Here is a 23,415-nt window from a genome sequence, read left to right on the forward strand (position 1 = left end):
GCCGTGGTCTTAACCCCGATGAAGTGAGCGCTCGTCGCCGACCCCGCGTCGGACTCAGTCGTCCGCGGCGGCGTTCGCCGCCTGTCGGGCCACCGCGTCGAAGCCGGACTCGAGGTCGGCGAGCAAGTCCTCGAGTCCCTCGACGCCGACGGATACCCGAATCAGCGTATCTGAGATGCCGAGCGCCGCGCGCTGCTCGGGAGCGAGGGGCTCGTGGGTCATTCCCGCCGGCAGTTCGATCAGGCTCTCGACGCCGCCGACCGAGACCGCGAGGGTGAACTCGGAGAGCGCCTCGAGGAAGCGTTTCGCGTCGTCGATGTCGCCCTCGAGTTCGAAGCTCAGGATGCCGCCGAAGCCGTCCATCTGCTCGCGGGCGAGGTCGTGCTGGGGGTGGCTCTCGAGGCCGGGGTAGTACACCCGCGAGACCTCCTCGCGGCCCTCGAGGAACTCGGCGACGGCGGTCGCGTTGCGCTCGTGTTCGCGCATCCGCATCGGGAGGGTCTTCAGCCCGCGAAGCAGGAGGTAGCTGTCGAAGGGGGCGAGCATGTCGCCGACGCCGACTTGCTGCTGGAACCGGAGTTCCTCGGCGAGGTCGTCGTCGTTCGTGACGACCGCGCCGCCGACGGAGTCGGAGTGGCCGTTGAGGTACTTCGTGGTGCTGTGAGCGACGACGTCGGCGCCGAGCTCGAGGGGGCGCTGGAAGTACGGGCTCGCGAACGTGTTGTCGACGCCGAACGTCGCGTCGTACTCGTCGGCGACCTCCGCGATCGCCGCGACGTCGCAGAGGGCGAGTGTGGGGTTCGTCGGCGTCTCCATCCAGACGAGTTCGGTTTCGGAGCGCATCGCGTCCTCGACGGCGGCCGTCTCGGTCGCGTCGACGAACGACACCTCGACGCCCAGGCGCGCCTCGAAGACGTCCTCGAGCATCCGGCGGGTGCCGGCGTAGAGGTCGTCGAAGGCGACGACGTGGTCGCCGGGTTCGACACAGGAGAGGGCGGTCGTGAAGATCGCCGCGGTACCCGAGGAGAACGCCATCGCGTGCTCGCCACCTTCGAGGGCGGCGAGGCGGCTCTCGAGGGCGTGGCGCGTCGGGTTCGACAGCCGGGAGTAGACGAACTCGCCGGCGTCGGGGTCGACGTCCTCGAGGCTCATCTCGGTGTCCAGTCCAGGAAAGGCGTAGGTGGACGCGAGGTGGATCGGCGACGTGACGTCGCCGGCCTCGCTCCCCGTTTCGAACGGGTGTTCCCCCTCGGTGACGGCGAGCGTTTCGAACGTGCGGTCGCGGGCCATGCCCGCACTCACGGCCACCGGGGAGTAATACGTTCCCATAATTCGGTAATATTATCCTCCATCTACTATTACTCGCAACTATTGCCTCGAAGTGGTGGCCGGTAGCCTGTTAGAAACGTTATAAAATCCATTCGAAATTTATGACCGAGTGTACAGTTAACAAGCACAGTTGGATGACTTTGTCAAAATAATTTATTAGCAGGAAAGTCATACGTCAGCACGAGTCATGACTGATACCGATGGCGAAGGGACGGAGCCGTCCACCGAGAACGTGACGCGCCGCGGCGTATTGAAACTCGGCGCGGCGACGGGCGTCGGCCTGGTGGCGGGAACCGGGCTCTCGAGCGACTCGGCGGCGGCGCTATCCACCGGGGAGGGTGAGATAGATCCGCAGCACCTGAACGTCCGGGTTCGCGAGGCGAGACACGCCTGGAAGCGGGGGTATCGCGGTCGAAGCGACCGGCCGCTGGCGCTGACCGACAGCGGAACCGACTCGCGCCACCCCGATCTCGGTCCGTGGAGCGGCGCGACGATCTCGACCGAAGACGGCTTCGAGATCGACGGTAATCCGTTCGCGAACACCGGGGGGCGGGTCACCTCGAACACCACCAAACTCGTCGGCTGGCACAACGACATCGACCGCTACGGCGAGTACTCGCACCCGCGCGACTCGAACGGCCACGGCACCCACGTCGCCTCGATCATGGCCGGCAGCGGCCGGGCGAGCGCCATCGACGCCGACAGGTATCAGGAAGACGAGCCGCGGGCGACCCTGCTGTTAGGCGACGTCCTCAGCTACGAGGTCGAGGCCGCCGCGGGAACCGGCGTCTTCGCCAGCGTCTACGGCGAACTGGTCGAGATCGCCATCGAGGGTCCCGACGGCGAGGAACTGACGACCTCGAGCGACCTCGTCGGAACGAGCCTCGAGGAGAACGTCGTCGCCCAGACGCCGACGGTCCACGACGACGGCGAGGCGACCTACACCGTCCACGTTCGCGCACTCGAGGGCGAACTCCTCACGACGGGCACCGTCGAGCGCGTCGCCGTCGGCGCGTTCCTCGATCCGACCGAAACCGCGGGCGACCGAACCGCGGACGGCGACCGCTCGCTGCACGCCGGCATCGCTCCCAACGCGGGGATCGTGTCGCTGTCCGGTCTCGGCGAGCCGACTCTCGAGATGGGCGATCACGCCGAGGCGTTCGCTGCGGAACTCAACGTCCGCGCGGTGAACATGTCGTGGGGGTACGTCGGCGGCCTGCCTCTCGGCGCCCTCGGCGGGCGACTCGACGACGTTCCGGACGCGATCGGCGAGCTGGCCGACGACGGCATCCTCTCGGTCGCCGCGGCTGGCAACGACGCCACGCCCGCCAGCGGGAACGGCGCACCCGCCGTGGTCCGCGAGGCGATTTCGGTCGTCGCGACCGGCGCCCGGGACGGCATCTCCGCGTACTCCTCGGGCGGGATCGGCGGCATCGACGAGAACGACGAGCCGTACACGAAACCGGACGTCACGGCACCGGGCGGGACGCTCAACGTCCCCGACCTCGCCGCCCTCCAGGGCGACCCCGAGGAGGAGGTCACCGAAACCGAACCGGACGACGACCTCGCGACGGCGGAACTCGAGCCAGTCGAGGAGTTCGACGACCTCGACGACTCGGATCTCGAGCCGCGAACGACGTTCGACCCCGAGATCACGGGGCCGGCGGAGTACGAGTTCGAACTCGCCGACTCCGTCCTCGACACGCTGTCGGACGTGAGCCTCGACCTCTCACTCGAGTCGCCGCTCTCGGGGGCGAACACCGACGGCGACGGCAGCGACGGCGTGCGCGACTACACGGGTAAAGCGGGAACGTCCATGGCCGCGCCCTCGGTAGCCGGAATCGCCGGGCTCGTCGCCGAGGCGATGGAGTTCGACGCGCCGGATGCGATCGCGCTGCCCGAACCCGCCGACACCGGTCGCGAGGACGTCCTCCGGCTGAAACAGGTGCTGCTGGCGACCGCGACCGAGTCCGCACTCACCGCCGCACCGTACCACCGGGCGAAGGCGCCCCGGTACACCTTCGGGAGCCGCGACCAGTACGAGGGCTACGGTCGTGCGAACGTTGGCCCGGCGATCGACGCCGTCACGCGGGATCTCACCGACGACTCGGTGTCGGGAACCGTCGGCCTCGCCGTCCCCGAGGACGAGCGGGCCGTCGCGGGCCACGTCCGCGTCACCGATCCCGGCGAACTCGACGCCACCGTCGCGTTCAGCCACTACAGCGGGGGCAACTCGAGCGCCACGCGCGGCGACCCGCACGTCGACCTGTTCCTCTACGACGCCCAGAACCCCGACGGCCAGACGGGGGAGCCGACGGTCGTCGACAAGGACGCGGGCCTCGAGGGCGAGGCGGACGTCTCGACCAGCGTCTCGATCGACGACCTCGAGGCAAACGGCGGCGAGCGGGTCTTCTACGTCGTCGCGAAGCTGGTGAACGTTCCGGGGCTGGTCAACGGCTTCGACTGCCGCGCCCACCTCGACCTCGAGACGGCGTTCAGTGAAGCCGGACTCGTCGTCGACGGAACCGCCGAAGCCGACGCCACCGTCTTCACCGGCGGTCAGACCAGCCGCTCCGAGATCGACGCCGATGTGCGCCACCCCGAGGGCGAGTCGGTCATCGTCCGCGACACGGTCCCCCAGGGGTGGGAGGTCGACGAGGATCACGGCGACGTCGAGGCGACGACGCCGGCGTTCGGCGGCGGCACGCACGTCTACTTCGGCGTGGACGATCCACAGGAGGCCTACGAGGCGCTCACGCACTTCGCCCAGGCGCCCGACGACGTCGCGGATTCGGACCGCTACACCTTCGGGCCGGTCGCCGTCACCGCCGAGACCGACGACGACGGGACGCTCACCGACCGCGAGTGGACGACCGTCTCGGGCACCGAGCGGAACGTGACCGTGATCGCCCAGGAGACGTAGACGCGGCGGTTTCGGACTTTTCGACGCGACGCCAACGACGCACCGCTCTCACGAACGCACCAGTCCGTGCGAACTGCCCACACCGACCACACACCGACACCATGAACTCCGACACACCCACGACGGCATCGAACAGACGACGGTTCCTGCGACTCGTCGGCGCCGCGGGCGCCGGCGCGGTCGCGCTCAGCGGAAGCGCCGCGGCGACGCTTGGCGACGGGCTCGACCTCGCTGTCGACGACCTCCAGGAGTCGCTGATCGTCTTCGACGACGATGCGGACGTCGACCGACTCGGCGAACTCGACCTCGCTGAGGGCTACTACGCCTTCGAGGCGCTTCCGATCGCCTACAGCCTGCTCGGCGGCGATCAGCTCTCGACGGTCGCCGGCTGGCCCGAGGTCCGGCGTCTCTCGCCGAACCGCGAACTCGAACTCGAGCACGACGACGCCCGCCCTGACACGCGTGCGAAGGACGTTCAGGCGGGCGAAGGACTCGAGACCGAGTACACCGGCGAGAACGCCCACGTCGCCGTCGTCGACACCGGAATCGACGGCGCCCACCCCGACCTCGAAGGGAACCTCGAGGCCAACTGGCAGTGGGTCGGCGACCCGCTCGCCGAGGAGGGCGACCTCTGGATCGACGCCGGGCTCGTCAACACCGACGACGTGGGTCACGGCACCCACTGCAGCGGAAGCGTCGGCGCCGACGGCTCGGCCAGCGACGGCGAGTACCGCGGGATGGCGCCCGACGTCACCCTGACATCGTACTCCGCGAACGCCTCGTTGACCGTGTTGAAGACGGTCTCGGCGTACGATCACTTGCTCTCGAATCAGCGCTCCGGCGACCACGACATCCACGTCGCCTCGAACTCCTACGGCGCGGGGCCGGGCGACTACGACCCGTACGACCCGCTGAACGTCGCGATGTGGAAGTGCTTCGAGGAGGGCGTCCTCATCACGTTTTCGGCGGGCAACGACGGCCCCGACGACGACACGCTCGGCCAGCGAAAGCAGGCCCCCTACGCGTTGAGCGTCGCTGCGACCCACGCCGACCAGTCGATCACGGACTTCTCCTCGCGCGGTGCCGAGGACGGAAACCACGACCGGCGGGAGGCGCTGGAGAACCTCACCGATCTCTACCGCGGCGTTCCGGAGGGCGAACTCGGCACGCTCGAGTTGAACCGCCCGTCGGTGGCGGCCAAGGGTAACGACGTGATGAGCACGCTCAACCCGGCCCAGCCGCTGTGGGCGCTCGAGGACGACGACGAGCTCTACTACGGCCTCATGTCCGGGACGAGCATGGCGAACCCGGTCGCCGCCGGCTGCGCCGCCCTCGTCATCGACGCCTACTACGAGCGCCACGGCGAGTACCCCGATCCGATCGACGTGATCACCACCCTCGAGGCGACCGCCGACGCCGCGGCGGCCGACGGCCTCGAGGAGTCCGACGGAACGGCCGACTACACGGCCGCTAACGCGGGCGCGGGGTACGTCGACGCCCTCGCCGCGGTGGAGCGCGCCGAGGACGGCGAGCTGGCGACGTTCGACGAGGTCGACCTGGCGGACGAGGAGTAGCGACGGCTACCGACCGAGACACCCGACACCACGATTTCCCACCATGAGCACACACGACCACGACTCACGAGAGGGCGAACCCGACCAGGAGCACAGTCACGAACACGGACACGGTCACGGACGCGACGTTCCCGACGAGAGCGCCTTCGAGGGCGTCTCGATCAGTCGCCGCCAGTTCGGCTCGCTGGCGGCGGCCGTCGGCGCTGCGCTCACCCTCCCCGGCGCGGCCTACGCCGACCTCGAGGGCTCGGCGATGACCGACGAGTACGAGTACGTCGTCAACCACACGCCCGAGGACTACGAGGTCCCGACGCTGATCCGCCTCGACGACGAGTCGGGACTCGACGACCTGCTCGGCCTCGGTCTGGATCTCGAGGCGGCGACGGACGACGACCTCGTGCTCGAGGACCCGCCGGCGGTCTACGCGCGGTTGACGACGGGCCAGGTCGAGGAGGTTATCGACCTCCCGACGGCGGAGGAGCTCTCCTACACCCCCGGCTCGAACCCCTTCTGGCGCCTCGGCGAGTATCCCCTCGGGGTCTTCCCGGCTCCCTACCGCGCCGTCGACTTCATCCACTACGAGCAGATGATCGACGGGATGGAACACCTCGAGGCCGAGCACCCCGAGATGCTCGACTTCTACGCGCTGGCGGATTCGGACAACCCTCACGACGTCACCTACACCCGAAGCCCGGGCCACGACAACAACCTCACCGACCGCCACGACCCGAAGGACCTCCACGTCGCCGAACTGACGAAACCGCCGGCGGAGTACGACAGTCTCGCCGAGTTCCGCGAGACCGACGAGTTCGCCGACCGCCAGAAGGTGATGTTCGAGGCGTCGATTCACGGCCTCGAGCGCGCGGGGCCGGAGGCCTGTTACCGGTTCGTCGAGCGCATCGTGACGGGCCGCGAGGCCGAGTACGAGCGGCTGCTCGACGAGTGCGTCCTCATCATCCTCTCGGTGAACCCCGACGGCTGGGTCGCCCGCGATCCACAGTACGACAGCGGGTGGCAGGTTACGGGCGAGGGGCGCGACGACGCGCGACTCCCCGCCTGGCCACAGTACGAGCGCGGAAATTCCCAGGTGTTCGACACCAACCGCCAGTACCCGTCCGTCGGCTGGATCGACCCCGCCCACCACCCCGGCGAGCCCGACGAGAGCCGCTGGGCGGAGGACAATCCACACGACATCATCGACATGGTCCCGGACGCGATGGGGGCTGTCGAACACTTCCGGCAGTACGAGAACCTCACCCACGGCGCGGACCTCCACGCGATGCTGTGGAACTCCGACTTCATCCTGGGCTTGATCAACCAGATCGAGTACACTCAGGACGAGTTCCACGACCTCTACGAGATGAATCGCATCTTAGAGGAGAGTCTCGAGGAGAAACTCGACGAGTGGGAGGCGATCGCGGACATCCAGGAGGCGGCAATCGGCGACTTCAACACCGACGCGATGGGCTTTCCCGTCCTGCCCGAGACCGCCTACGACTACTCGACCATCTGGGACACGATCGGCTACACCATCACCGGCGGCCTGATCGGCTTCATGGGCGCCTCGGAGGAACGGGGTGGACTCGACATGACGACGATGGCCTTCGAGATGGCCTACAGCCACATGGTCGGCGGGAACAAGTACGAACCCGTTCTCGCAGAGATGTGGGTCGAGGGCTACATGGAGTCGATGCGGACGATGACCGAGTACGCGCTGCGTGACGTCGACAGCGAGGTCGCGACCGCCGACGGCGAGAGCGAAACCGTCGCCTACGTCACGACCGACGCTCTCACCCGGTCCTCCGAAGACCTCGAGTTCCTGCAGGACGATCCGGACAACGAGGAGACGAACGCAGAGCTCTCGAGCGAACAGTACCAGGCCGAGGTCGATCCCGAGGAGACCGGTACCCTCACCTTCGACGTCGCGGAGGGACTGCACACCCTCTCGGTCCACGCCCACGCCGAACAGGCGCTCGCCGACGTCGTCCTCTCCGACCCTGACGGCGAGGAGGTCCGCGCCTACCGCCCCTCCGAGACGGGCGGTGAGGCCCACCACGACTTCGAGCCGTTCGTCGTTCGCGAGCCCGACGCGGGCGAGTGGACGGTCGAGATCACGAGCCTGATGGCGAAGAACCCGGTCGCGATGGACGTCAACGTCGGCACGCTGCAGTCCGACTACGACCACCCTGATCCGCGCGACGCGCTCGGCTTCGAGCAGGAGGCGTACGAGGTGACGCCGTTCGTCTTCTTCGACGACTTCGAGGCGGAGAACGACCTGATCACGACGGAGGCGCTCACTCCCGACGAGGTCGCCGAAGAGGGCGTTGACGCCGACCACCTCGTCGTCATCCACGACGACCGCGGCGACGACCCCGAGGGGTACGTCGCGGCCGTAGACGACTTCGTCCAGGACGACGGTAACCTCGTCGTGACCGACACCGGCCTCCACTTGCTGGCCGACATGGAGACCGCACCCGGCGTCGGCGCCGACGACGTCACCGACGAGACGTTCGGCGTCAGCCACCTCGAGGACAAAGCGGAGGACCACCCGCTGCTCACCGACACGCGCCCGATCCAGCGGATGACATGGAAGGTGGCGCCGCTCGGCTATCCCTACGCCGAGGACGCGCCAATGACGCTGCTCGACGAGGCGGCGTTCGAGGAGTCGGGCGGCTCGGTCGCCGGCACGACCGACGACCTGGTGAGCTGTGGGTCGATCTTCACAGACGAGGAGGAGTGGCAGGGCATCCACGCGATCGGCGGGCTCTTGCCGCCGGCCAGCCAGGAAGAGCTCCACCCGTTCGGGCTCAAGAACTACGTGTTCGCCTACTTCGGACTCACGGTCTTGATCAACGCGCTCGGGATGGAACAGCGTCGGTTCGTCGACGGCGAACTCGTCCGAACCATCGGCGAGGCAGGACAGGAGCCCGCCTTCGTCGAGCCACCCGAGCCGGAGTTCGAGGCCGAGGGCGAGCGCGACGACTCCGGATCGGTGTTCACCGGCGGCCAGACGAACCGGACGGAACTCGACGTCGAGGTACTCGAGCCCGAAGACGAGACCGTGCTGGTTCGCGATACGGTCCCCGAGGGCTGGAACGTCGACGAGGATCACGGTGACGTCGAGGCGACGACGCCCGCGATGGACGGCGGGACCCACGTCTACTTCGGCGTTGACGACCCGCAGAGCGAGTACGAGGAGCTCACGCACTTCGCGGAGGCGCCCGACGACCTGCTCGACAGCGGCACCGACGAGTTCGGCCCGATCGCCGTCTCGCACGACACCGACGGCGACGACACGCTGACCGACCGCGAGTGGGTCGAACTCGAGGGTACTGACACCGAAGTAACCGTCCTCGCAGCGGACGTCTGACCGTACGGACGACCCCACCACGGGGTGTACCCCGACCCGAGAGACCCTCACGACGCTCGAGGCGACCGCCGTCGAGGACGTCCACGAGTGCGACACCGCCCGTCGGCGCGACGCTACCGATCGTCGCTCGCGTACCGCGTGGCCGAGACATTGCTAAACATGGTCTAGCACAGTGATCCCAGTCGAATACTGCTACCACACTCGAAAGGGGTAGAGCGACTCGAAGACGCCAGACTGACGGTCGTTACGGGCTGCTGTCGACGTAGACGACGGCTTCTTCGATGACCGGCGGCGACGACGGCACGTCCTCGCCGTCGGTCACGAGTCCCTCGACGCGAACCTCGTACCCCTCACCGAAGTCGTCGCGCTCCTCGTCGGGGTAGACCATCCGGACGCTCCCCGTCTCGTCCTCGAGGACGAACCGCTCGACGACGTCGCCGCCGACGACCTCCGTCACCGTCCCCTCGAGGCGGACCCACTCGCCGGTCCAGTCGCCCTCCTCGAGGTCGGCGGCCGTCAGCTCGTACGCGCCGTCGACCTGTTCGGGCTCGTCGGAGTCGTTCGCGTCTTCAGCGTCGTCGGTTTCGTCAGAATCGTTCGACGCCGGCTCGTCGTCGGTGTCGTCCGAGTCGTCCGAGTCGATACCGAGATCCGAGAGGCAACCGGCCGTAGAGAGGGTTAGAAGGCTCGTCACTCCTGCAAGGGTCGTTCGTCGAGTGGCCATAGCCCGGTGAATTACGAGCACGTAAGTTCCCGTTATGCTTCCGGCAAGTTCTGTGTACACCGGGAGAACGCCGAGGCGGGAGAGTCGAATTCGGTATATCATGATGTGGTGTATCGGTCGGGAGCAGGGCGCTTCGCGGGCGGAGAGGATCAGCGGCGCTAGCCGGGTTGTACACTCGAGAACGGGCCGTCAGCTGGCGATACGTTCGAATCCACCGCGTTCGATCTCCGCGGCGATGTCGTCGGCGCCGAGGTCGTCGGGGACGAGACGCGGATACTTCCGCCGGAAGTATCCCAACACGTTACGGACGTCCCGACGGAGGAACGCCGGGGCGTTCTCGTGGTCGGTGGCCACCGCCTGCGGCCAGTCGAAGATCGTTATCCCCGCCTCGCTGACGAAGACGTTGTACTCGCTCATGTCCGCGTGGACGTACCCCCGGTCGTACGCGCGCGACATCTCCCGGAGCACCAACTCGAGCACCCCCAGTACCTGCTCGTCCTCGAGTTTCGTCCGGGAGAGTTCGACACCGTCCATCTTCTCCATGACGATCGCGTGGCGGTTCTGGTCGATGGGGCGGGGAACCGCGACGTCGGGGTACAAGTCCTCGAGTCGCTCGTACTCGCGCTCGGCTGCCTTGCGTGCGGTGTACATCCAGGAGACGTGCCGGTTGTCGGCGGTGTAATCGCGCTCTTTGTTCACCTCGCGGAAGTTGGTGTACCCCTCGCGGTGGTACTTCAGCGCGAGCGGTTTGTACGACCGTACCTCGTAAACGTCGCTCTCCTTGCCGACGCCCAGCGGCGAGCCGAACTCGGCGATCGTATCGCGCTCGACGAGCGCCCGGAGTGCGAGGACGTCGTACCCCTCGAACTGCAGGGTGTACCCCTCGTACTGGATCGTCTTCTTCTCGAGTAAGCCGCGCTTGAGCGCGCGCTCGAGCCGGTAGTCGACCTCCTCGTCAGTGAGCCCGGAAAACTTCGAGAGCTTGTTTCGCTGGACCCACTCCGAGAAGCGCATGCCCTGTTCGACCCCCGAAAGCAGATAGAAGTCCTCCGTCTCGAGGTCCGCCAGCAACTCGGCGACGTTCCGCACCATGACCCGTGGTAGCCGACGGATACGTAAAAACGTCGTGACGTAGACGTCGGCGGAGAGATGCGCCGGATGAACCACATGCGGCGATACGAAATCCGAGCGTACGATCAGCGACGGTCGAACGGCCCCGTAACCGCTTTCTCCCCGCCGGCCGACTTCGCAGACATGACCGACCTCGCCGACAGGCACTGGCGGCTCATCAGCGACGAGCCGCGGGACGGGGCGACCCAGATGGCACTCGAGGAGATCGCCGCGAGGACGGCTCTCGAGGAGGACGTCCGTACCGTGCGCGTCTACGACTGGGAGCCGAGTACACTCTCGCTTGGCTACCACCAGGAGTCCGAGACCGTCGACTGGGAGTTCTGCGAACGCGAGGGGATCGACGTCACGCGCCGCCAGACGGGTGGCGGCGGGATCTATCACGACTCCGACGCCGACATCTCGTATACGATCGTCGCCCCGGCGTCCGAGGTTCCCGGGGATCTGATGGACTGTTACGCGCTGTTCTGCGAGCCGATCCTCGAGGCGTTCTCGCGGATGGGAGTCGACGCCGACTTCGCCGGCGCGGAGCACGAGTCGATCCATCAGCCCTCGTGTTACCTGCGGGACATCCACCCGGCCCACGACGTGGTCGCTCCGGCGGGTGCCCGAGCGAAGAAGATCAGCGGAAACGCCCAGTACCGCCGGCGCGACGTCGTGATCCAGCACGGGTCGCTGAGCTTCGACCTCGAGCCCGAGCGCCACGTCGGCGTCTTCGCCGGGGAGGTCGACCCCGAGACGTTCACCGATCGGGTGACGAGCATCCGCTCGGAGGCCGGCATCGACCGCGAGACGGCCGTCGAAACGCTCGCGGCGGCCCTCGGCGAGTGGTGCGACGCCGAGGAAGGGTCCTGGAGCGCGGGCGAGCTGGAGGCCGCTCGCGACCTCGCAGCCCGGAAGTTCGGCGCGGAGGGCTGGGTCCGGAACCGCGAGGTGCTCGAGGCGGGCGACTGAGACGGTCTACGGGGACGGTTGAGGGACACGACCGGAACGGTGCGCACCGGCGGAACTGATCTCCGGCAGTCCGTGCGGAGTTCGCCGACTCCGAAGTGTCTATCACGGACCGGTACTGACTTCCGTCCATGAAAGTCGGCGCACACGTTTCGATCTCCGGTTCGCGCGTCTCCTCCGACGACGAAACGCCCCCCTACAGCGACATTCGCAACGCGGTTCACCGCCAGCTCGCCTTCGGCGGCAACTGCGGGCAGATCTTTACGACCTCGCCGCAGGTCTGGGCCACCCCCGAGATCAGCGACGAGGCCGCCGCGGGCTTTCGCGAGGAGAGCGACGAACGTCTCGAGGGGCCGTGGGTGATTCACTCCGCGTACCTCGTCAACCTCTGTACGCCGAAAGAGGACCTTCGCCGAAAATCGAGGGAGAGCATGCAGGCCGAACTCGACGCCGCCGAGAAACTCGGCGTGCCGTACGTAAACGTCCATCTGGGAGCGCACACGGGCGCCGGCGTCGAGGGCGGTCTCGACAACGCCGCGGGCGTCATCGACGACCTCGACGTCCCCGACGGCGTGCAGATCCTCATCGAGTCCGACGCGGGCAGCGGAACGAAATTGGGTGGCGAGTTCTCCCACCTCGCAGGGATCGTCGACCGCACGGACGAGGAGATCGGTATCTGCATCGACACCGCCCACACGCTGGTCGCGGGCAACGACCTCACGACGCCCGAAGCCGTCGACGAGACGGTCGCCCGGTTCGACGACGAGGTCGGCCTCGAGCACCTCGAGTACATTCACCTCAACGACTCGAAACACGACGTCGGCAGTCGCAAGGACGAACACGCCCTCATCGGCGAGGGCTACATCGGCGAGGACGGCATCCGCGCCATCATCAACCACCCCGACCTGCGGGAGCTGCCCTTCGCCCTCGAGACGCCCACCGAGGACGGCAAGGGCTTCGCCTGGAACATCGCGAAGGTCAAGGAACTGCGCGAGGCGGAAGCCGAGGTCGAGGCGTAAGCCGCGACCGCCCCGCGGCGGCCGGTCGCGCCGCCGGGAACCGACCCGTTTTTCACTCGAGACGGCCAACTCGGCCCGTGCGCGAGTTCTCCGAGGAGTACCTGACGCGAACGCGCGAGGGGATGTGGGACGATTCCCTCGAGGCGCTTTCCCCTCTCCGCCTCGAGTCCCGAGAACGGATCCTCGACGTCGGCTGCGGAACCGGCGAGCTGAGTCGGGTTCTCGCCGCCGCGTCGACCGCCGAGGTCGTCGGCTGTGACGCCGACGCGGAGCTACTTGAGCGCGCCCGCGAGTCGGTTCCGGTCGTCGCGGGCGACGCCACCCGACTCCCGTTTTCCGACGACAGCTTCGACCTCGTGATCTGTCAGGCCCTGCTGATCAACCTTCCCGACCCGACCGCGGCCGTCGCGGCGTTCGCCCGCGTCTCGAGCGACCTCGTCGCGGCCGTCGAACCCGACAACGGCGCGGTGCGGATCGACTCGAGCGTCGACGGGGAGGCACGTCTCGAGTCCCGCGCCCGGCGAGCGTACCTCGAGGGCGTGGAAACGGACGTCACCCTCGGCGCAGCGGCCAGCGAAGCGTTCGATGAGGCCGGTCTCGAGGTGATCGCGAGCCGCCGGTACGATCATACGAGAACGATCGAACCACCGTACGACGACCACGCACTGCGGGTTGCAAAGCGCAAGGCGACGGGAGCGGGGCTGGCCGACGACCGGGCGACGATGCTCGAGAGCGACCTCACCGACGAGGAGTACGACGACCTCAGGAGCGCCTGGCGCGAGATGGGCCGGAACGTCGTCGGCCAGATGCAGGCCGGCGACTACCGGCGCGAGGAGGTCGTGCCGTTCTACGTCACCGTCGGTCGGTGAGTGGCCGCCTACCGGGCGTAATACGCCACCGCAATGCCGGCGAAACCGAGGAGAACCATGATGACGCCGGAAACCGTGTCGACCACGCCGAGCAGGGCGAGCAGCGAGCCGGTGACGACGAGCCCGAGGTTCACGTACAGGGCCGTCCGCGGCGTAAACAATCGGTCCAGAACGGACGTCGATGACATACCGGGGAGAGGACCGATCCCAGAAAGTAGTTTGTGGTCCCCGGAGCCCGCGTCAGACGATGTCCCCGCGAACCGTCACGCCGTCCTGGTCGGCTCGCCAGGCGTGAACCGCCCGTGCGGCCTCCTCGGCGTCCGCCTCCTCGAGTCCGAGCATCTCGAGGGCCGCAGAGAGCGTCGGCATCGCGAAGGCGCTCTCGCGAAGTTTGCGAAACGCCTCCTCGCTCCTCGTGCCGTCGACCCAGAGACAGACGCCGCGGGGGTCGAGCAGCTGGGTGTAGTCCTCGCGCAGTTTCGCCCCGCGCAGGCGCTGGGTGACGTTGTCCTCGAAGGAGGCGTTACAGACCTCGAGGTGAATCGGCTCGTCCGCGGAGAGCAGGTGGGCGGCGAGACACTTCTCCGGGGCGGCGTGGCCGTTCGCGTTCGCCCGGAGACAGTCGGGGTGCTCGGCGGCCCAGTCGGCCCGGACGGACTTGCCGACGCCGCGGACGCCGTGGGACTCGCGGAACGCGGCCTCCCCGTCGGAGTCGTCGCGCATCAGAATGTCCTTGGTCAGGTAGACGTCGAGGCGCTCGACGGGGTCGAGGCCGAGGACGACGTCGCCGTACACCCACACCTCGCGAACGGGGACGGGCATCCGCTCGCGCTCGACGGTGTCGACGAGTTCCTCGAGGCGGTCGACCGCGGCGTCTCGGTCCAGTCCACTCATCGGGAGACCGTTGGGGGTCGAGCCCCAAAGCGGTTTCTCAGTCGATCAGGCGCGCGTTCCCTGATCGGTCGTCACGTACACCGTCTTACGAACCGTCGCGTGGACGACTCCCTCGGCGTCGACCAGGTCGACGGTGTAGACGCGGTCGACCGACTCACTGGTCTCCAGTTCGGCGCGGATCGCCGCGAGTTCCTCGTCGGTTATCGTAAACGTCGCGTACAGCGTCTCCCGGCCGGGTTTCTTGAACCGGATCTCGGCTTCCTTGTCCCAGACGACGTAGCCGTCGCCGAGGGACTTGAGCAGCATCATCATGTAGAACGGGTCGACCGCGCCGTAGATGCTACCGCCGAAGATGGTCCCGACGTAGTTGCGCGTCCGCCAGGACAGCGGCAGTTTCACCCGTACCTCCTGCCAGTCCGGTGCGACGTACGTGACGCGGCCGCCCGTCCCGCGGTAGGCGGGAAAGAGGTTGAACCCGATCCGGTAGAGCCGACTCGAGAGCGAGGAGAACACACCCCCTTTTCGACCGAACGGACGAAAGGCGTTCCCAAACGGTGCCGGACCGAAGGGTCCAGATCGGAGCCGGCGTGTGAGCACTTGTCAATCGGCTACATTTTTGTGGCTTCCGAACGAACGCAACGATATGAGAGATCGGATCTTCAACGAGGAGGGCGAGAAGGACCTCGTCTTCGTCATGGGCTGGGGCAACCGCTGGACCCACGAGAACGTCAGCTGGCTCATCGGAACCCTGGCGAACGCCGGCTACCGAGTCCACGCGTTCGAACTCCCCACCAACATCGACGACTTCAAAGCCGACTGGCTCGAGCCGATCGCCGAGTACGTCGTCGATCTCGACGGGTATCAGCTGCTCGGCCACAGCGCCGGCGCGCTGATCGGCCAGGCCTTAGACGGGGCGGAGAACCACGTCTACCTCAGCCCCTGGTGGGGGTACAGCGACGCCTACCCCGCCCCTGCGCTCGACCTCCTGGGGGAAATCCCGACCGCGTTCCCGTTCGTCCCCTTCGGCGGCTTCGAGCGCGAGGACCTCGGACGGCGGGCGACGGACCACCAGCTCGCGACCATGCCCCGGTGGGTATCGCCCGCCTTCGTCCGCGAAACTCGCCACGCCCAGCGGGAGTTGCTGACGATCGACCACGACGCCGTCGTCTTCTGCTCGCTGCGCGATCCGGTGATCAGCCACCGTTCGATCGGCGAGCGCGTTCCCGCCGAACACGTCGTCCTCTACGACGGCGGCCACGAGCTGTTCTCCTCGCGCGCCCGCGACCGCTACGTCGACCTGCTGCTCGAGTCCCTCGAGGACGGCGCCGACGCCGTCGAGGAGCGGGAGACGGTTCCGGCCCGGTAGCCGGCTCCGGGCGACCGGGCCGCCCACCGCGGCGGAGCGAAACCGGTTTCCCCGCGAGTTGACTACCTCGAGTCGATGGACTGCAACCGGTGTGACGACGCGGCGGTGATGCACGCCGCCTACTCGGGGGCACACCTCTGTGAACACCACTTCCGCGAGTCGGTCGAAAAGCGGGTACGCCGGCGCGTGCGGCGGGACGATCTCGTCCCGAAGGACGCCTCGCCGGAGAACCCCCAGACCTGGGTGATCGGCCTCTCGGGGGGGAAGGACAGCGTCGTCCTCACCCAGATCCTCCACGAGACGTTCGCCGAAGACCCGCGGATCGAACTCGTCGGGCTGACGATCCACGAGGGGATCGAAGGCTACCGCGACAGGAGCCTCGAGGCCTGCGTCGACCTCGCGGCGGCCCTCGAGATCCGCCACGAGGTCGTGTCTTACGAGGAGGAGTTCGACATCCGAATGGACGAGGTGGTCGAGGAGGACCCCGAGAACATGGCCGCCTGCGCCTACTGCGGCGTTTTCCGGCGGGACCTGCTCTCGAACTACGCCGAACAGCTGGGCGCCGACCTCATGCTCACGGGCCACAACCTGGACGACGAGGCCCAGACGGCGCTGATGAACGTCCTCGAGGGCGACGTCTCGCAGGTCGCCAAACACTTCGACGCGAGCCTGGGTCCCCTTTCGGAACGCGAGGAACAGGACGAGTTCGTCCCGCGCGCGAAACCGCTGCGAGATATTCCCGAGAAGGAAGTCGCCCTCTACGCTCACCTCCGGGACCTGCCCGCTCACATCACGGAGTGTCCCCACTCGAGCGAGGCCTACCGCGGCGAGATTCAACAACTACTGTACGGCCTCGAGGAGAACCACCCCGGAACGCGACACTCGATCCTCTCGGGCTACGAGGAGCTGGCGGGGATCGTCGCCGAGCGCTACCGCGGCGACGAGGACGGGGTAGAACTCCGCGAGTGCGTCGAGTGTGGCTCGACGACCACCCGCGAAACGTGTCGCAAGTGCTCGCTGCTCGAGTCGATCCGCGCCGTCTGAGTCCGGATCCGACGTAAACGTCCGTTTCGCCCCGTTACGCGCCCCTGAAGTGTTCCCGTGCTCGCTCGAGATCCGCCGGCGTGTTGACGTTCAGGTGCCAGCCCGGCGATTCGACGCCGACGTACCGCTTCCCGTCGTCGACGAGCGACTGTAGCGCGTCGGCGAGTTCGTACTCGCCGCTCTCGCCGCGATCAATCTCGCGGCAGGCGTCGATCAACTCGGAACCGTGCGTTTGCGCGCCGGCCGCGATGTAGGCGGTTTCGGGCGGGTCGGCGGTCGTCGACTCGAGTTTGCGGATCGTCCCGTCGGGTGCGAGGTCACAGACGGCGGCCGTCTCGGCCTCGTTTCTCGAGACCCGATCGAGCAAGACGGTGCCGTCGACGCCCGGGTCGCGGTGGGTCTCGACGAGCGGCAACAGGTCGCAGTCGAAGACGTTGTCGCCGTTTACGGTCAGCACCGACTCGAGGGAGTCTGCTCCGAGGGTGTCGACACCGCGAAGCACCGCGTGTGCGAGCCCCTCGCGGTCGCGCTGGTGAGCGTAGACGATCGGCACCCCCTCGAAAGCGTCGCCGAACTCGTCGACGATCAGTTCGCTGCGGTAGCCGACCACGAGTCCGATGCGCTCGACACCGGCGTCGACGACGGCGCGTAAACAGTGTGCTACCAGCGGTTCGCCGCCGACCTCGAGCAGCGGTTTCGGCGTCTCGTCGGTGTGTGGACGTAAGCGCGTGCCACGACCGGCGGCGAAGACGAGCGCGTCCATCGTCGGACACCGAGGACGCCCGTTCCCAAAGGAGTTCGTATTACGACCGGCCCCACGTCGACCAGCGTCCGCTGGTCGGTTGTGAAGCGAAGATCGCGAAAAGTGGTGTCCGCGACGTGGTGTGTGGTGTGTCAGTGTCGCGGACGGTGTGTCAGTCGCGATCTCTGGTGTGTCGGGTGCGAATTCGCGGTGGTGTGTGGTGTGTCGGGTGCGAATTCGCGGTGGTGTGTCTTACCGGATGACGTCGACGCCGTTCTGGCGCTCGAGTTCGTCGCGGCCGCCGTCGCTCTGTGCGCCGTAGGCCGTCTGTGACTGTACGTTCTGGCTGGCGTCGAAGTCCGCGTCGCTCAGCCCCTCGAGGCTGGCGCGGGATTTGTCGGCCTGCTTCTGGGTCGAGGGGCCGAGCACCTGTGCGCTCTGGACGCCGGTCATGATCGCCATGACCCGGACCTTCCCCTTGTAGTTCTCCTGGATGCGGGCACCCCAGATGACGTTCGCGCTGGCCTCGAGTCGTTCCGTGATGTTGTCCGCGATCCCCTCGGCCTCTTTGAGCGTGAGGTCGGGACCGCCGGTGATGTGGACCAGTCCGCCGCTCGCGCCGCGGTAGTCGACGTCGAGCAACGGGTGGTTCATCGCGTCCCGGACGACCTCCTCGGTCTTGTTCTTGTCCTGGGTCTCCCCGACGAGCATCACCGCGACGCCGCCCTGGTTCATGATCGTGGACATGTCCGCGTAGTCCAGGTTGATCAGCGAGGGCTGGGTAATCGTCTCGGAGATCCCCTTGACGGTTTCGGCGATGATCTGGTCCATCACCGAGAACGCCTTGCCAATCGGTAGGTTCGGGACGTAATCCAGCAACCGGTTGTTGTCCAGCACGATGATCGAGTCGGCCTGCTCGCGCAGTTTCTCTAAGCCCTCCTCGGCTTTCACCGTGCGGGCGCGCTCGACGTTGAACGGCGTCGAGACCATGCCGACCACGATCGCACCCTGTTCTTTCGCGATCTTGGCGGCGACGGGAGCCGCACCGGTGCCGGTGCCGCCGCCCATGCCCGCAGTCACGAAGACGAGGTCGGCTTCGCCGAGGACCTCCTTGATCGTGCTCTGGGCCATCTCGGTCGCGCGCTCGCCCATCGACGGATCGCCGCCGGCACCCAGACCGTTCGTGAGCGACTTGCCCACGAGGATCTTCGTGTCGGCCTCGATCATCTTGAGGTGTTGCTTGTCGGTGTTGATCGCGATCGTGTCGGCGCCGTCAACGCCGATGTTGTACAGCCGATTGATCGTGTTGTTTCCGGCGCCGCCGGCACCGATGATGACGATCCGGGGGTCCCCGAACTCGTCGCCGTCCATCGATGCATCCATCTCGCGGGCCTCCTCTTCGGCGTTTTCGAGGGCCTCCTGTACGATATCCTGCATTATTACACCTTCGCCCAGGTCCGTTTACCGGCCTGATCGTGGCGGGTGTCCTGTTCGTTGATCATCTCTCGAACGGCCGATCGAATCGCCTCGCTCCGGTTTGGGTACTCGCCGGTTTCGACCAGCTGTTCGACCTCCTCGATCTGCTGTTTCGGAATTCGCAGTGTCACACGCTCCATTATTGTATTCCCCGTGGAGTAAGACGGTGCGCGCCCCTGTCAGACGCGGTGCGTCTTACACCCAAATCCCGCTTACGTAAGCGGGTTTTCCGGTTCAATCCGGCGGGTGTAAGACAACCGTCTTACGCGATATAGCCAACTTTGTCATACATAATAAAGGTTTCGTCGGACGCGAGTATCCGTGTCTTACGACAGTCTCGAGACCTGAACAATCATCGACGGTCGGACTCGAGGACGTCGGCTGCAGGGGTTCGGCGGCCGCAGCTGGGACAGAACGCCCAGTCGGACCGGACCTCGTCCCCGCAGTCACAGAACAGTCGCCGGGACGCTTTCTCACCGCAGTTCGGACAGTACACGTGATCGTCGTCGACGTGTTCGCCACACTGACCGCACGCCGACTCCGGTCGAGCCGTCGGCTCGTCGGGTTCCGTCGGGTCGCGGTCGGCCTCGGCGCGTGGCTGGCCGCGTCGCTCGGGCGACGGCGTCGTAGCCTGTCCGTCGACGCCCTCGAGCGACACGGTCACGTTGACGTCCTGTGGACCGTGTCGCGGCCGATCGACGGCGTGACGCTCCGCGAGCACCGCATCGACGCGCTCGCGAACGAGGTCGTCGATGCTTCGAGAGCCGACCGGCCGACGGTCGCCCGTCGACGGGCGACGCGTCGGGTCGCGGTGACTCTCGAGGTACGTGCGGAGCGCCTCGCGCATCACCTCGCTCTTCGAGGCGTCGAACGCCTCGAGTTCGGCGACGAGGTCGTCGTCCGCACGGAACGTTATTTTGCTCATGGTCGTCTCGCTCACGTGCGTGGTTAACACGCATCCTATATCAATCATTCCATCATGTATGACAGTCGTCGCACGACTGTCGGCGACAACGGGAATAATAACCCTTATGTCGGCTTCGTCTGCTACGTAGAAGTGACCGCCCTTAGCTCAGCCTGGTAGAGCAGTCGACTGTAGATCGACTTGTCCCCCGTTCAAATCGGGGAGGGCGGACTTGGTTTTCAGCCGAAGCGTGGCAGTATCGGAAAGCTACGTTTTCGCCTGTTTCGTGCCCCGTATCGACTGATCTGCGATCCCCCAAACCACCCGAAAATGGTGAAGGGAACGGGACTCCGGTTGCACCCCCGCCACGTCTGCCGGATTTCGTAGCTGAAACGGGGTGGTCCGCGTGAACCTCGAGCAGTTGCTCGAGACGATCGACGTCGACGAACTCGAGCGGCGAATCCGCTCGCGCCCACAGCCCACGACGTCGCGAGAGTTCCGCTGTCCGATCTGCAACAGTCGTTGTACACGTCTTACAGACGGTCGATCAGAAGCCGGTCACTGGCGCGACTGTCCGCGTCGGCTGCGGCGCACGGGGACGTATCGGGCCGCGCCCATGCTCACTGATGGGGGTGAGGTGGACCAATGAGCGTTCGTGCTCGTTACAGCACAGAGCGACAATTATTGACCGAGAGGAGTTCCTTCACGGGGGATCACCAAGTTCTTCAGATTCCCATTGAGCGGCGAGCGCCTCAGCGAGTTCAGGAGGTCTGTGTTCGCTTAACAGATGCTGCTCGAGGCTTTTGTGAGGCTCTATCGGTTCCTGGCACAGTTCACAATAGATCGGGGACTTGGTTGCCATATCCGAAATATGCCTTTAAACCAAAAAAGGATCTCGCCAGATTGAGTCTTCTCCGGTGCGTAACCGATGTTCTCACGACCAGCGGTGAGTGGTTGACGGGCGGGAGAATCGACCACGAGGTGGACCGATGACGCGCGAGTTCGTCCGCGCGAGTCGGCTGTACCACGTTCCGAGTCGGACGCCCATCGCCCACCCGGCGACGCAGGCCGACGATGACGACGTTCGCCGTGCGCTCGAGGTCGTCTCGGGAGGTGAGTCGGCGTGAGGCAGTGTCCGGTCTGCGACGACCACAGCTCGCAGGTCTACCGCTGTAGCGAGTGCGGCGCTGATCTCGTCGGTCGCGGAAACGAGGACACCACTCCCGAATCGGGAGGCTCCCGATGAGTCAGCCGGAAACCACGCCCCACGAGGTCGAAGGCCGCTGGAAGTGGCCGAACTGGGGTCGCGGACCCTACGACGCACTCTCGTCGGTGATGCTCGGCGCGCCGTTCGAGGGTCATCTGGAGCTGAGTACCGACGTCGACGGCGAACCCTGGGTGTTCGAGGTCCGGTACAGCAAATCCGGTATCGCCCCGCGGCTGTCCGACGGGATCGACGCCGAACGGCTGTACGAGTGGGACATAGTGGGTCGCGGTCGCGGCCAGAAGAAAGCGTCCTACAACATCTCGCCGCGATTCGCCGGGATGCGTCACTACGAAACCGGCGACCCGCTACGGCTCCCGTGGGAGAACCAGGTGGGCGAGGTCGACGGCGTGGACGTCGAATACCACCTGAGTAACATCGAACCCGATCGCGGCCTCAAGCTGCTGCCCGAGTTCTTCGTCGCGATCTTCGAACACGCGGGCGAGCGGATCAATTCGAACTACTTCCGCGAGGAACCCCACGAGGCGAGCGTGATGTGGGCGTACGAGCGGTACGTCCGGATGCTTCGGGAATGGGCGCGGAAGCTGTCGTCGTCGGGGGTACTCCACAAGGTGATGTTGTATCTCGCCGAGGAGGAGGGAGTGAAAGCGGAGCTGAAGATCGACAACGAGGAGGAGATCAACCACCAGAACCGGCTGGTTCTCAATCCCGAGTCGGCCTCGAGGCTCCTGCCCGGCCACACCTACGGCCGCAAACTCGAAGTGTATCTGCTGGCCGATCCGAACGCCGTGAGCAAGGATCATCCCTCGTACCACCCGAAGGTGGAGGTGCTGGTGAACAAGAAGATGAACGGCGGCGAGTCGTGGGCGTGGGCCGATCGCCACGAAGTCACCCGGCAGATCGAGGAGACGATCATGAACGCGCTGCACTGGGAGGACATTCCACTGTCGCCCGATGGCAGCGGCGTGTACGTTCCGGACGATCACTTCGATGCAGTGTCTCGAGACGACCCGGTCGAACTGTACGAGGACCCGACGCCGCGCCTCGAGGCGAAAGCCGACCACCTGCTGTTGACGACGCTGCGCGATATGGGCGAGACAGCGTGGGACGTCACCGAGACGGTCGCGACCGATGGCGGCGCCACCGTCGACGGCCTCGCCGAGCAGCTGGGGAAGCACCCGGCGACGATCTACCGGGCGATCTCCGACCTGGGCGAGATTTTCGACCTCGAGGACGGCCAGCTATCGTTCCGGGTTCGGAAGTACCAGGAGGAACTTCGCGCGCTCGTCGAGTCGGCGGAGTACGCGATCGAGAGCTACGCCGATCGGATTCAGCACGTGATGGGCCTCGCCGATCACGTCGCGGAGTCGTCGCCGTTCCAGAAGTGGTTAGCGGAGAACGGGGCGGAGCTCGAGTTCGACCAGGAGGGGAACCCGAAGCGGTTGCGAATCGACACCATCCTGTCGATGCTGAAGGGCAACAGCTACGAGAGCGCCCGGAGAGTCGCCCAGGAAGCGATCGACGCCTGGCGACACTCGGGGAACGACGTGCTGCACTTCAGTGACGTGCAGATGGTCTGGCGGCAGCCTGGTGGCGGTCACGATAGCCGTCGGGTCGGGAAGCTGGCCACCTGGTAGGACGGCCCTCGTGAGTGGCAACGCTCTTTTCACCCTTTCTTTCAGAAAATAAGATTGTACTATAGCGGCGAGTGTACAACCAGGGTTGTTTTCGGTCGGGCTCGAGGTCGGCTGCGCGCCGATCGCACCGCGGCGCCTGCGGGTCGGATTCGCGCTGCGCGCGAACCGCCCCTTGGCGGGTGTCCCCAAGGGGACTAGCCCAAAAAATTACACCGCCCCACCCCCACCTTCGCTCAGTAG

Annotated in this window: 20 protein-coding genes and 1 tRNA gene; 11 read left to right on the forward strand and 10 right to left on the reverse strand. The window is 66.4% G+C overall.

What is annotated here, in order from left to right; translation table 11 throughout:
- Positions 1-54: 54 nt before the first annotated feature.
- Positions 55-1,290 carry a trans-sulfuration enzyme family protein gene (locus NMQ11_RS11945; protein WP_255168446.1) on the reverse strand — a complete coding sequence of 412 codons (1,236 nt, stop codon included), beginning with the start codon at positions 1,288-1,290 and terminating at the stop codon, positions 55-57.
- 226 nt (positions 1,291-1,516) lie between these two features.
- On the opposite strand from NMQ11_RS11945, the gene NMQ11_RS11950 reads away from it, so the two are divergent.
- From NMQ11_RS11950 to NMQ11_RS11960, 3 genes are all read left to right on the forward strand, one after another.
- Positions 1,517-4,252 (forward strand): S8 family serine peptidase, encoded by a 2,736-nt coding sequence (locus NMQ11_RS11950; RefSeq protein WP_255168448.1) that lies wholly within the window; start codon positions 1,517-1,519, stop codon positions 4,250-4,252.
- 101 nt (positions 4,253-4,353) lie between these two features.
- Positions 4,354-5,826, forward strand: a complete 1,473-nt coding sequence (locus tag NMQ11_RS11955; protein WP_255168450.1) for a S8 family peptidase — start codon at positions 4,354-4,356, stop codon at positions 5,824-5,826.
- A 43-nt stretch (positions 5,827-5,869) separates the two neighbouring features.
- On the forward strand, positions 5,870-9,196 hold the full coding sequence (locus NMQ11_RS11960; RefSeq protein WP_255168452.1) for a M14 family zinc carboxypeptidase: 3,327 nt from the start codon (positions 5,870-5,872) through the stop codon (positions 9,194-9,196).
- 244 nt (positions 9,197-9,440) lie between these two features.
- On the opposite strand, the gene NMQ11_RS11965 is transcribed toward NMQ11_RS11960, so the two are convergent.
- Complete coding sequence (locus NMQ11_RS11965; RefSeq protein ID WP_255168453.1) at positions 9,441-9,920, reverse strand: OB-fold nucleic acid binding domain-containing protein; 480 nt, start codon at positions 9,918-9,920, stop codon at positions 9,441-9,443.
- 189 nt (positions 9,921-10,109) lie between these two features.
- Positions 10,110-11,012, reverse strand: a complete 903-nt coding sequence (locus NMQ11_RS11970; protein ID WP_255168454.1) for a serine/threonine-protein kinase RIO2 — start codon at positions 11,010-11,012, stop codon at positions 10,110-10,112.
- Positions 11,013-11,174: 162 nt separating this feature from the next.
- On the opposite strand from NMQ11_RS11970, the gene NMQ11_RS11975 reads away from it, so the two are divergent.
- The 3 genes from NMQ11_RS11975 to NMQ11_RS11985 all read left to right on the forward strand — a co-directional run bounded on the left by NMQ11_RS11975 (position 11,175) and on the right by NMQ11_RS11985 (position 13,887).
- The gene (locus tag NMQ11_RS11975) at positions 11,175-12,002 is read left to right on the forward strand and encodes a lipoate--protein ligase family protein (RefSeq protein ID WP_255168456.1); all 828 of its coding nucleotides are present in this window, start codon (positions 11,175-11,177) and stop codon (positions 12,000-12,002) included.
- Between the two features lie 128 nt (positions 12,003-12,130).
- Positions 12,131-13,018: a deoxyribonuclease IV gene (locus tag NMQ11_RS11980; protein ID WP_255168458.1), complete on the forward strand. Its 888-nt coding sequence runs from the start codon at positions 12,131-12,133 to the stop codon at positions 13,016-13,018.
- A 77-nt stretch (positions 13,019-13,095) separates the two neighbouring features.
- Positions 13,096-13,887 (forward strand): class I SAM-dependent methyltransferase, encoded by a 792-nt coding sequence (locus NMQ11_RS11985; protein WP_255168460.1) that lies wholly within the window; start codon positions 13,096-13,098, stop codon positions 13,885-13,887.
- 8 nt (positions 13,888-13,895) lie between these two features.
- Here the strand turns inward: NMQ11_RS11985 and NMQ11_RS11990 are convergent, their stop codons facing one another.
- Genes NMQ11_RS11990 through NMQ11_RS12000 form a run of 3 tightly spaced genes read right to left on the reverse strand, consistent with a single transcriptional unit; the run spans position 13,896 to position 15,294 of the window.
- Complete coding sequence (locus NMQ11_RS11990) at positions 13,896-14,075, reverse strand: hypothetical protein (protein ID WP_255168462.1); 180 nt, start codon at positions 14,073-14,075, stop codon at positions 13,896-13,898.
- A 52-nt stretch (positions 14,076-14,127) separates the two neighbouring features.
- Positions 14,128-14,781 (reverse strand): DUF7095 family protein, encoded by a 654-nt coding sequence (locus NMQ11_RS11995; protein WP_255168464.1) that lies wholly within the window; start codon positions 14,779-14,781, stop codon positions 14,128-14,130.
- 45 nt (positions 14,782-14,826) lie between these two features.
- Positions 14,827-15,294, reverse strand: a complete 468-nt coding sequence (locus tag NMQ11_RS12000; RefSeq protein WP_255168466.1) for a DUF4442 domain-containing protein — start codon at positions 15,292-15,294, stop codon at positions 14,827-14,829.
- A 130-nt stretch (positions 15,295-15,424) separates the two neighbouring features.
- Between NMQ11_RS12000 and NMQ11_RS12005 the strand changes: the two genes are divergently transcribed.
- Together NMQ11_RS12005 and ncsA are read left to right on the forward strand one after the other, a co-directional pair.
- Positions 15,425-16,147, forward strand: a complete 723-nt coding sequence (locus NMQ11_RS12005) for an alpha/beta hydrolase (RefSeq protein WP_255168468.1) — start codon at positions 15,425-15,427, stop codon at positions 16,145-16,147.
- Between the two features lie 75 nt (positions 16,148-16,222).
- Positions 16,223-17,191 carry a tRNA 2-thiolation protein NcsA gene (gene ncsA, locus NMQ11_RS12010; protein ID WP_255168469.1) on the forward strand — a complete coding sequence of 323 codons (969 nt, stop codon included), beginning with the start codon at positions 16,223-16,225 and terminating at the stop codon, positions 17,189-17,191.
- A 34-nt stretch (positions 17,192-17,225) separates the two neighbouring features.
- On the opposite strand, the gene NMQ11_RS12015 is transcribed toward ncsA, so the two are convergent.
- The 4 genes from NMQ11_RS12015 to NMQ11_RS12030 form a co-directional block, all read right to left on the reverse strand.
- Positions 17,226-17,954: a sugar phosphate nucleotidyltransferase gene (locus NMQ11_RS12015; protein ID WP_255168470.1), complete on the reverse strand. Its 729-nt coding sequence runs from the start codon at positions 17,952-17,954 to the stop codon at positions 17,226-17,228.
- A gap of 231 nt (positions 17,955-18,185) precedes the next feature.
- Positions 18,186-19,370 carry a cell division protein FtsZ gene (ftsZ, locus tag NMQ11_RS12020; RefSeq protein WP_255168471.1) on the reverse strand — a complete coding sequence of 395 codons (1,185 nt, stop codon included), beginning with the start codon at positions 19,368-19,370 and terminating at the stop codon, positions 18,186-18,188.
- A 2-nt stretch (positions 19,371-19,372) separates the two neighbouring features.
- Complete coding sequence (locus NMQ11_RS12025; protein WP_255168472.1) at positions 19,373-19,549, reverse strand: ribbon-helix-helix domain-containing protein; 177 nt, start codon at positions 19,547-19,549, stop codon at positions 19,373-19,375.
- A gap of 212 nt (positions 19,550-19,761) precedes the next feature.
- The gene (locus NMQ11_RS12030) at positions 19,762-20,334 is read right to left on the reverse strand and encodes a double zinc ribbon domain-containing protein (protein ID WP_255168474.1); all 573 of its coding nucleotides are present in this window, start codon (positions 20,332-20,334) and stop codon (positions 19,762-19,764) included.
- A gap of 136 nt (positions 20,335-20,470) precedes the next feature.
- Between NMQ11_RS12030 and NMQ11_RS12035 the strand changes: the two genes are divergently transcribed.
- The 3 genes from NMQ11_RS12035 to NMQ11_RS12045 all read left to right on the forward strand — a co-directional run bounded on the left by NMQ11_RS12035 (position 20,471) and on the right by NMQ11_RS12045 (position 23,175).
- Positions 20,471-20,544: transfer RNA gene (locus NMQ11_RS12035), tRNA-Tyr, on the forward strand.
- A gap of 758 nt (positions 20,545-21,302) precedes the next feature.
- Positions 21,303-21,440, forward strand: a complete 138-nt coding sequence (locus NMQ11_RS12040) for a hypothetical protein (protein ID WP_255168476.1) — start codon at positions 21,303-21,305, stop codon at positions 21,438-21,440.
- Positions 21,441-21,555: 115 nt separating this feature from the next.
- Positions 21,556-23,175, forward strand: a complete 1,620-nt coding sequence (locus NMQ11_RS12045) for a DUF7845 domain-containing protein (protein WP_255168477.1) — start codon at positions 21,556-21,558, stop codon at positions 23,173-23,175.
- The last annotated feature ends 240 nt before the right edge of the window (positions 23,176-23,415 follow it).

This window comes from Natrononativus amylolyticus (assembly GCF_024362525.1).
Taxonomy (GTDB): Archaea; Halobacteriota; Halobacteria; order Halobacteriales; family Natrialbaceae; genus Natrononativus; species Natrononativus amylolyticus.

Coding starts and splice junctions, on each gene's coding strand:
- ncsA (WP_255168469.1), top strand. CDS start 16,223: ATGGACTGCAACCGGTGTGACGACGCGGCGGTGATGCACGCCGCCTAC.
- NMQ11_RS11945 (WP_255168446.1), bottom strand. CDS start 1,290: ATGGCCCGCGACCGCACGTTCGAAACGCTCGCCGTCACCGAGGGGGAA.
- NMQ11_RS11990 (WP_255168462.1), bottom strand. CDS start 14,075: ATGTCATCGACGTCCGTTCTGGACCGATTGTTTACGCCGCGGACGGCC.
- NMQ11_RS11955 (WP_255168450.1), top strand. CDS start 4,354: ATGAACTCCGACACACCCACGACGGCATCGAACAGACGACGGTTCCTG.
- NMQ11_RS12040 (WP_255168476.1), top strand. CDS start 21,303: ATGACGCGCGAGTTCGTCCGCGCGAGTCGGCTGTACCACGTTCCGAGT.
- NMQ11_RS11980 (WP_255168458.1), top strand. CDS start 12,131: ATGAAAGTCGGCGCACACGTTTCGATCTCCGGTTCGCGCGTCTCCTCC.
- ftsZ (WP_255168471.1), bottom strand. CDS start 19,370: ATGCAGGATATCGTACAGGAGGCCCTCGAAAACGCCGAAGAGGAGGCC.
- NMQ11_RS11965 (WP_255168453.1), bottom strand. CDS start 9,920: ATGGCCACTCGACGAACGACCCTTGCAGGAGTGACGAGCCTTCTAACC.
- NMQ11_RS11960 (WP_255168452.1), top strand. CDS start 5,870: ATGAGCACACACGACCACGACTCACGAGAGGGCGAACCCGACCAGGAG.
- NMQ11_RS11995 (WP_255168464.1), bottom strand. CDS start 14,781: ATGAGTGGACTGGACCGAGACGCCGCGGTCGACCGCCTCGAGGAACTC.
- NMQ11_RS12015 (WP_255168470.1), bottom strand. CDS start 17,954: ATGGACGCGCTCGTCTTCGCCGCCGGTCGTGGCACGCGCTTACGTCCA.
- NMQ11_RS12005 (WP_255168468.1), top strand. CDS start 15,425: ATGAGAGATCGGATCTTCAACGAGGAGGGCGAGAAGGACCTCGTCTTC.
- NMQ11_RS12045 (WP_255168477.1), top strand. CDS start 21,556: ATGAGTCAGCCGGAAACCACGCCCCACGAGGTCGAAGGCCGCTGGAAG.
- NMQ11_RS11970 (WP_255168454.1), bottom strand. CDS start 11,012: ATGGTGCGGAACGTCGCCGAGTTGCTGGCGGACCTCGAGACGGAGGAC.
- NMQ11_RS11975 (WP_255168456.1), top strand. CDS start 11,175: ATGACCGACCTCGCCGACAGGCACTGGCGGCTCATCAGCGACGAGCCG.
- NMQ11_RS11950 (WP_255168448.1), top strand. CDS start 1,517: ATGACTGATACCGATGGCGAAGGGACGGAGCCGTCCACCGAGAACGTG.
- NMQ11_RS12025 (WP_255168472.1), bottom strand. CDS start 19,549: ATGGAGCGTGTGACACTGCGAATTCCGAAACAGCAGATCGAGGAGGTC.
- NMQ11_RS12030 (WP_255168474.1), bottom strand. CDS start 20,334: ATGAGCAAAATAACGTTCCGTGCGGACGACGACCTCGTCGCCGAACTC.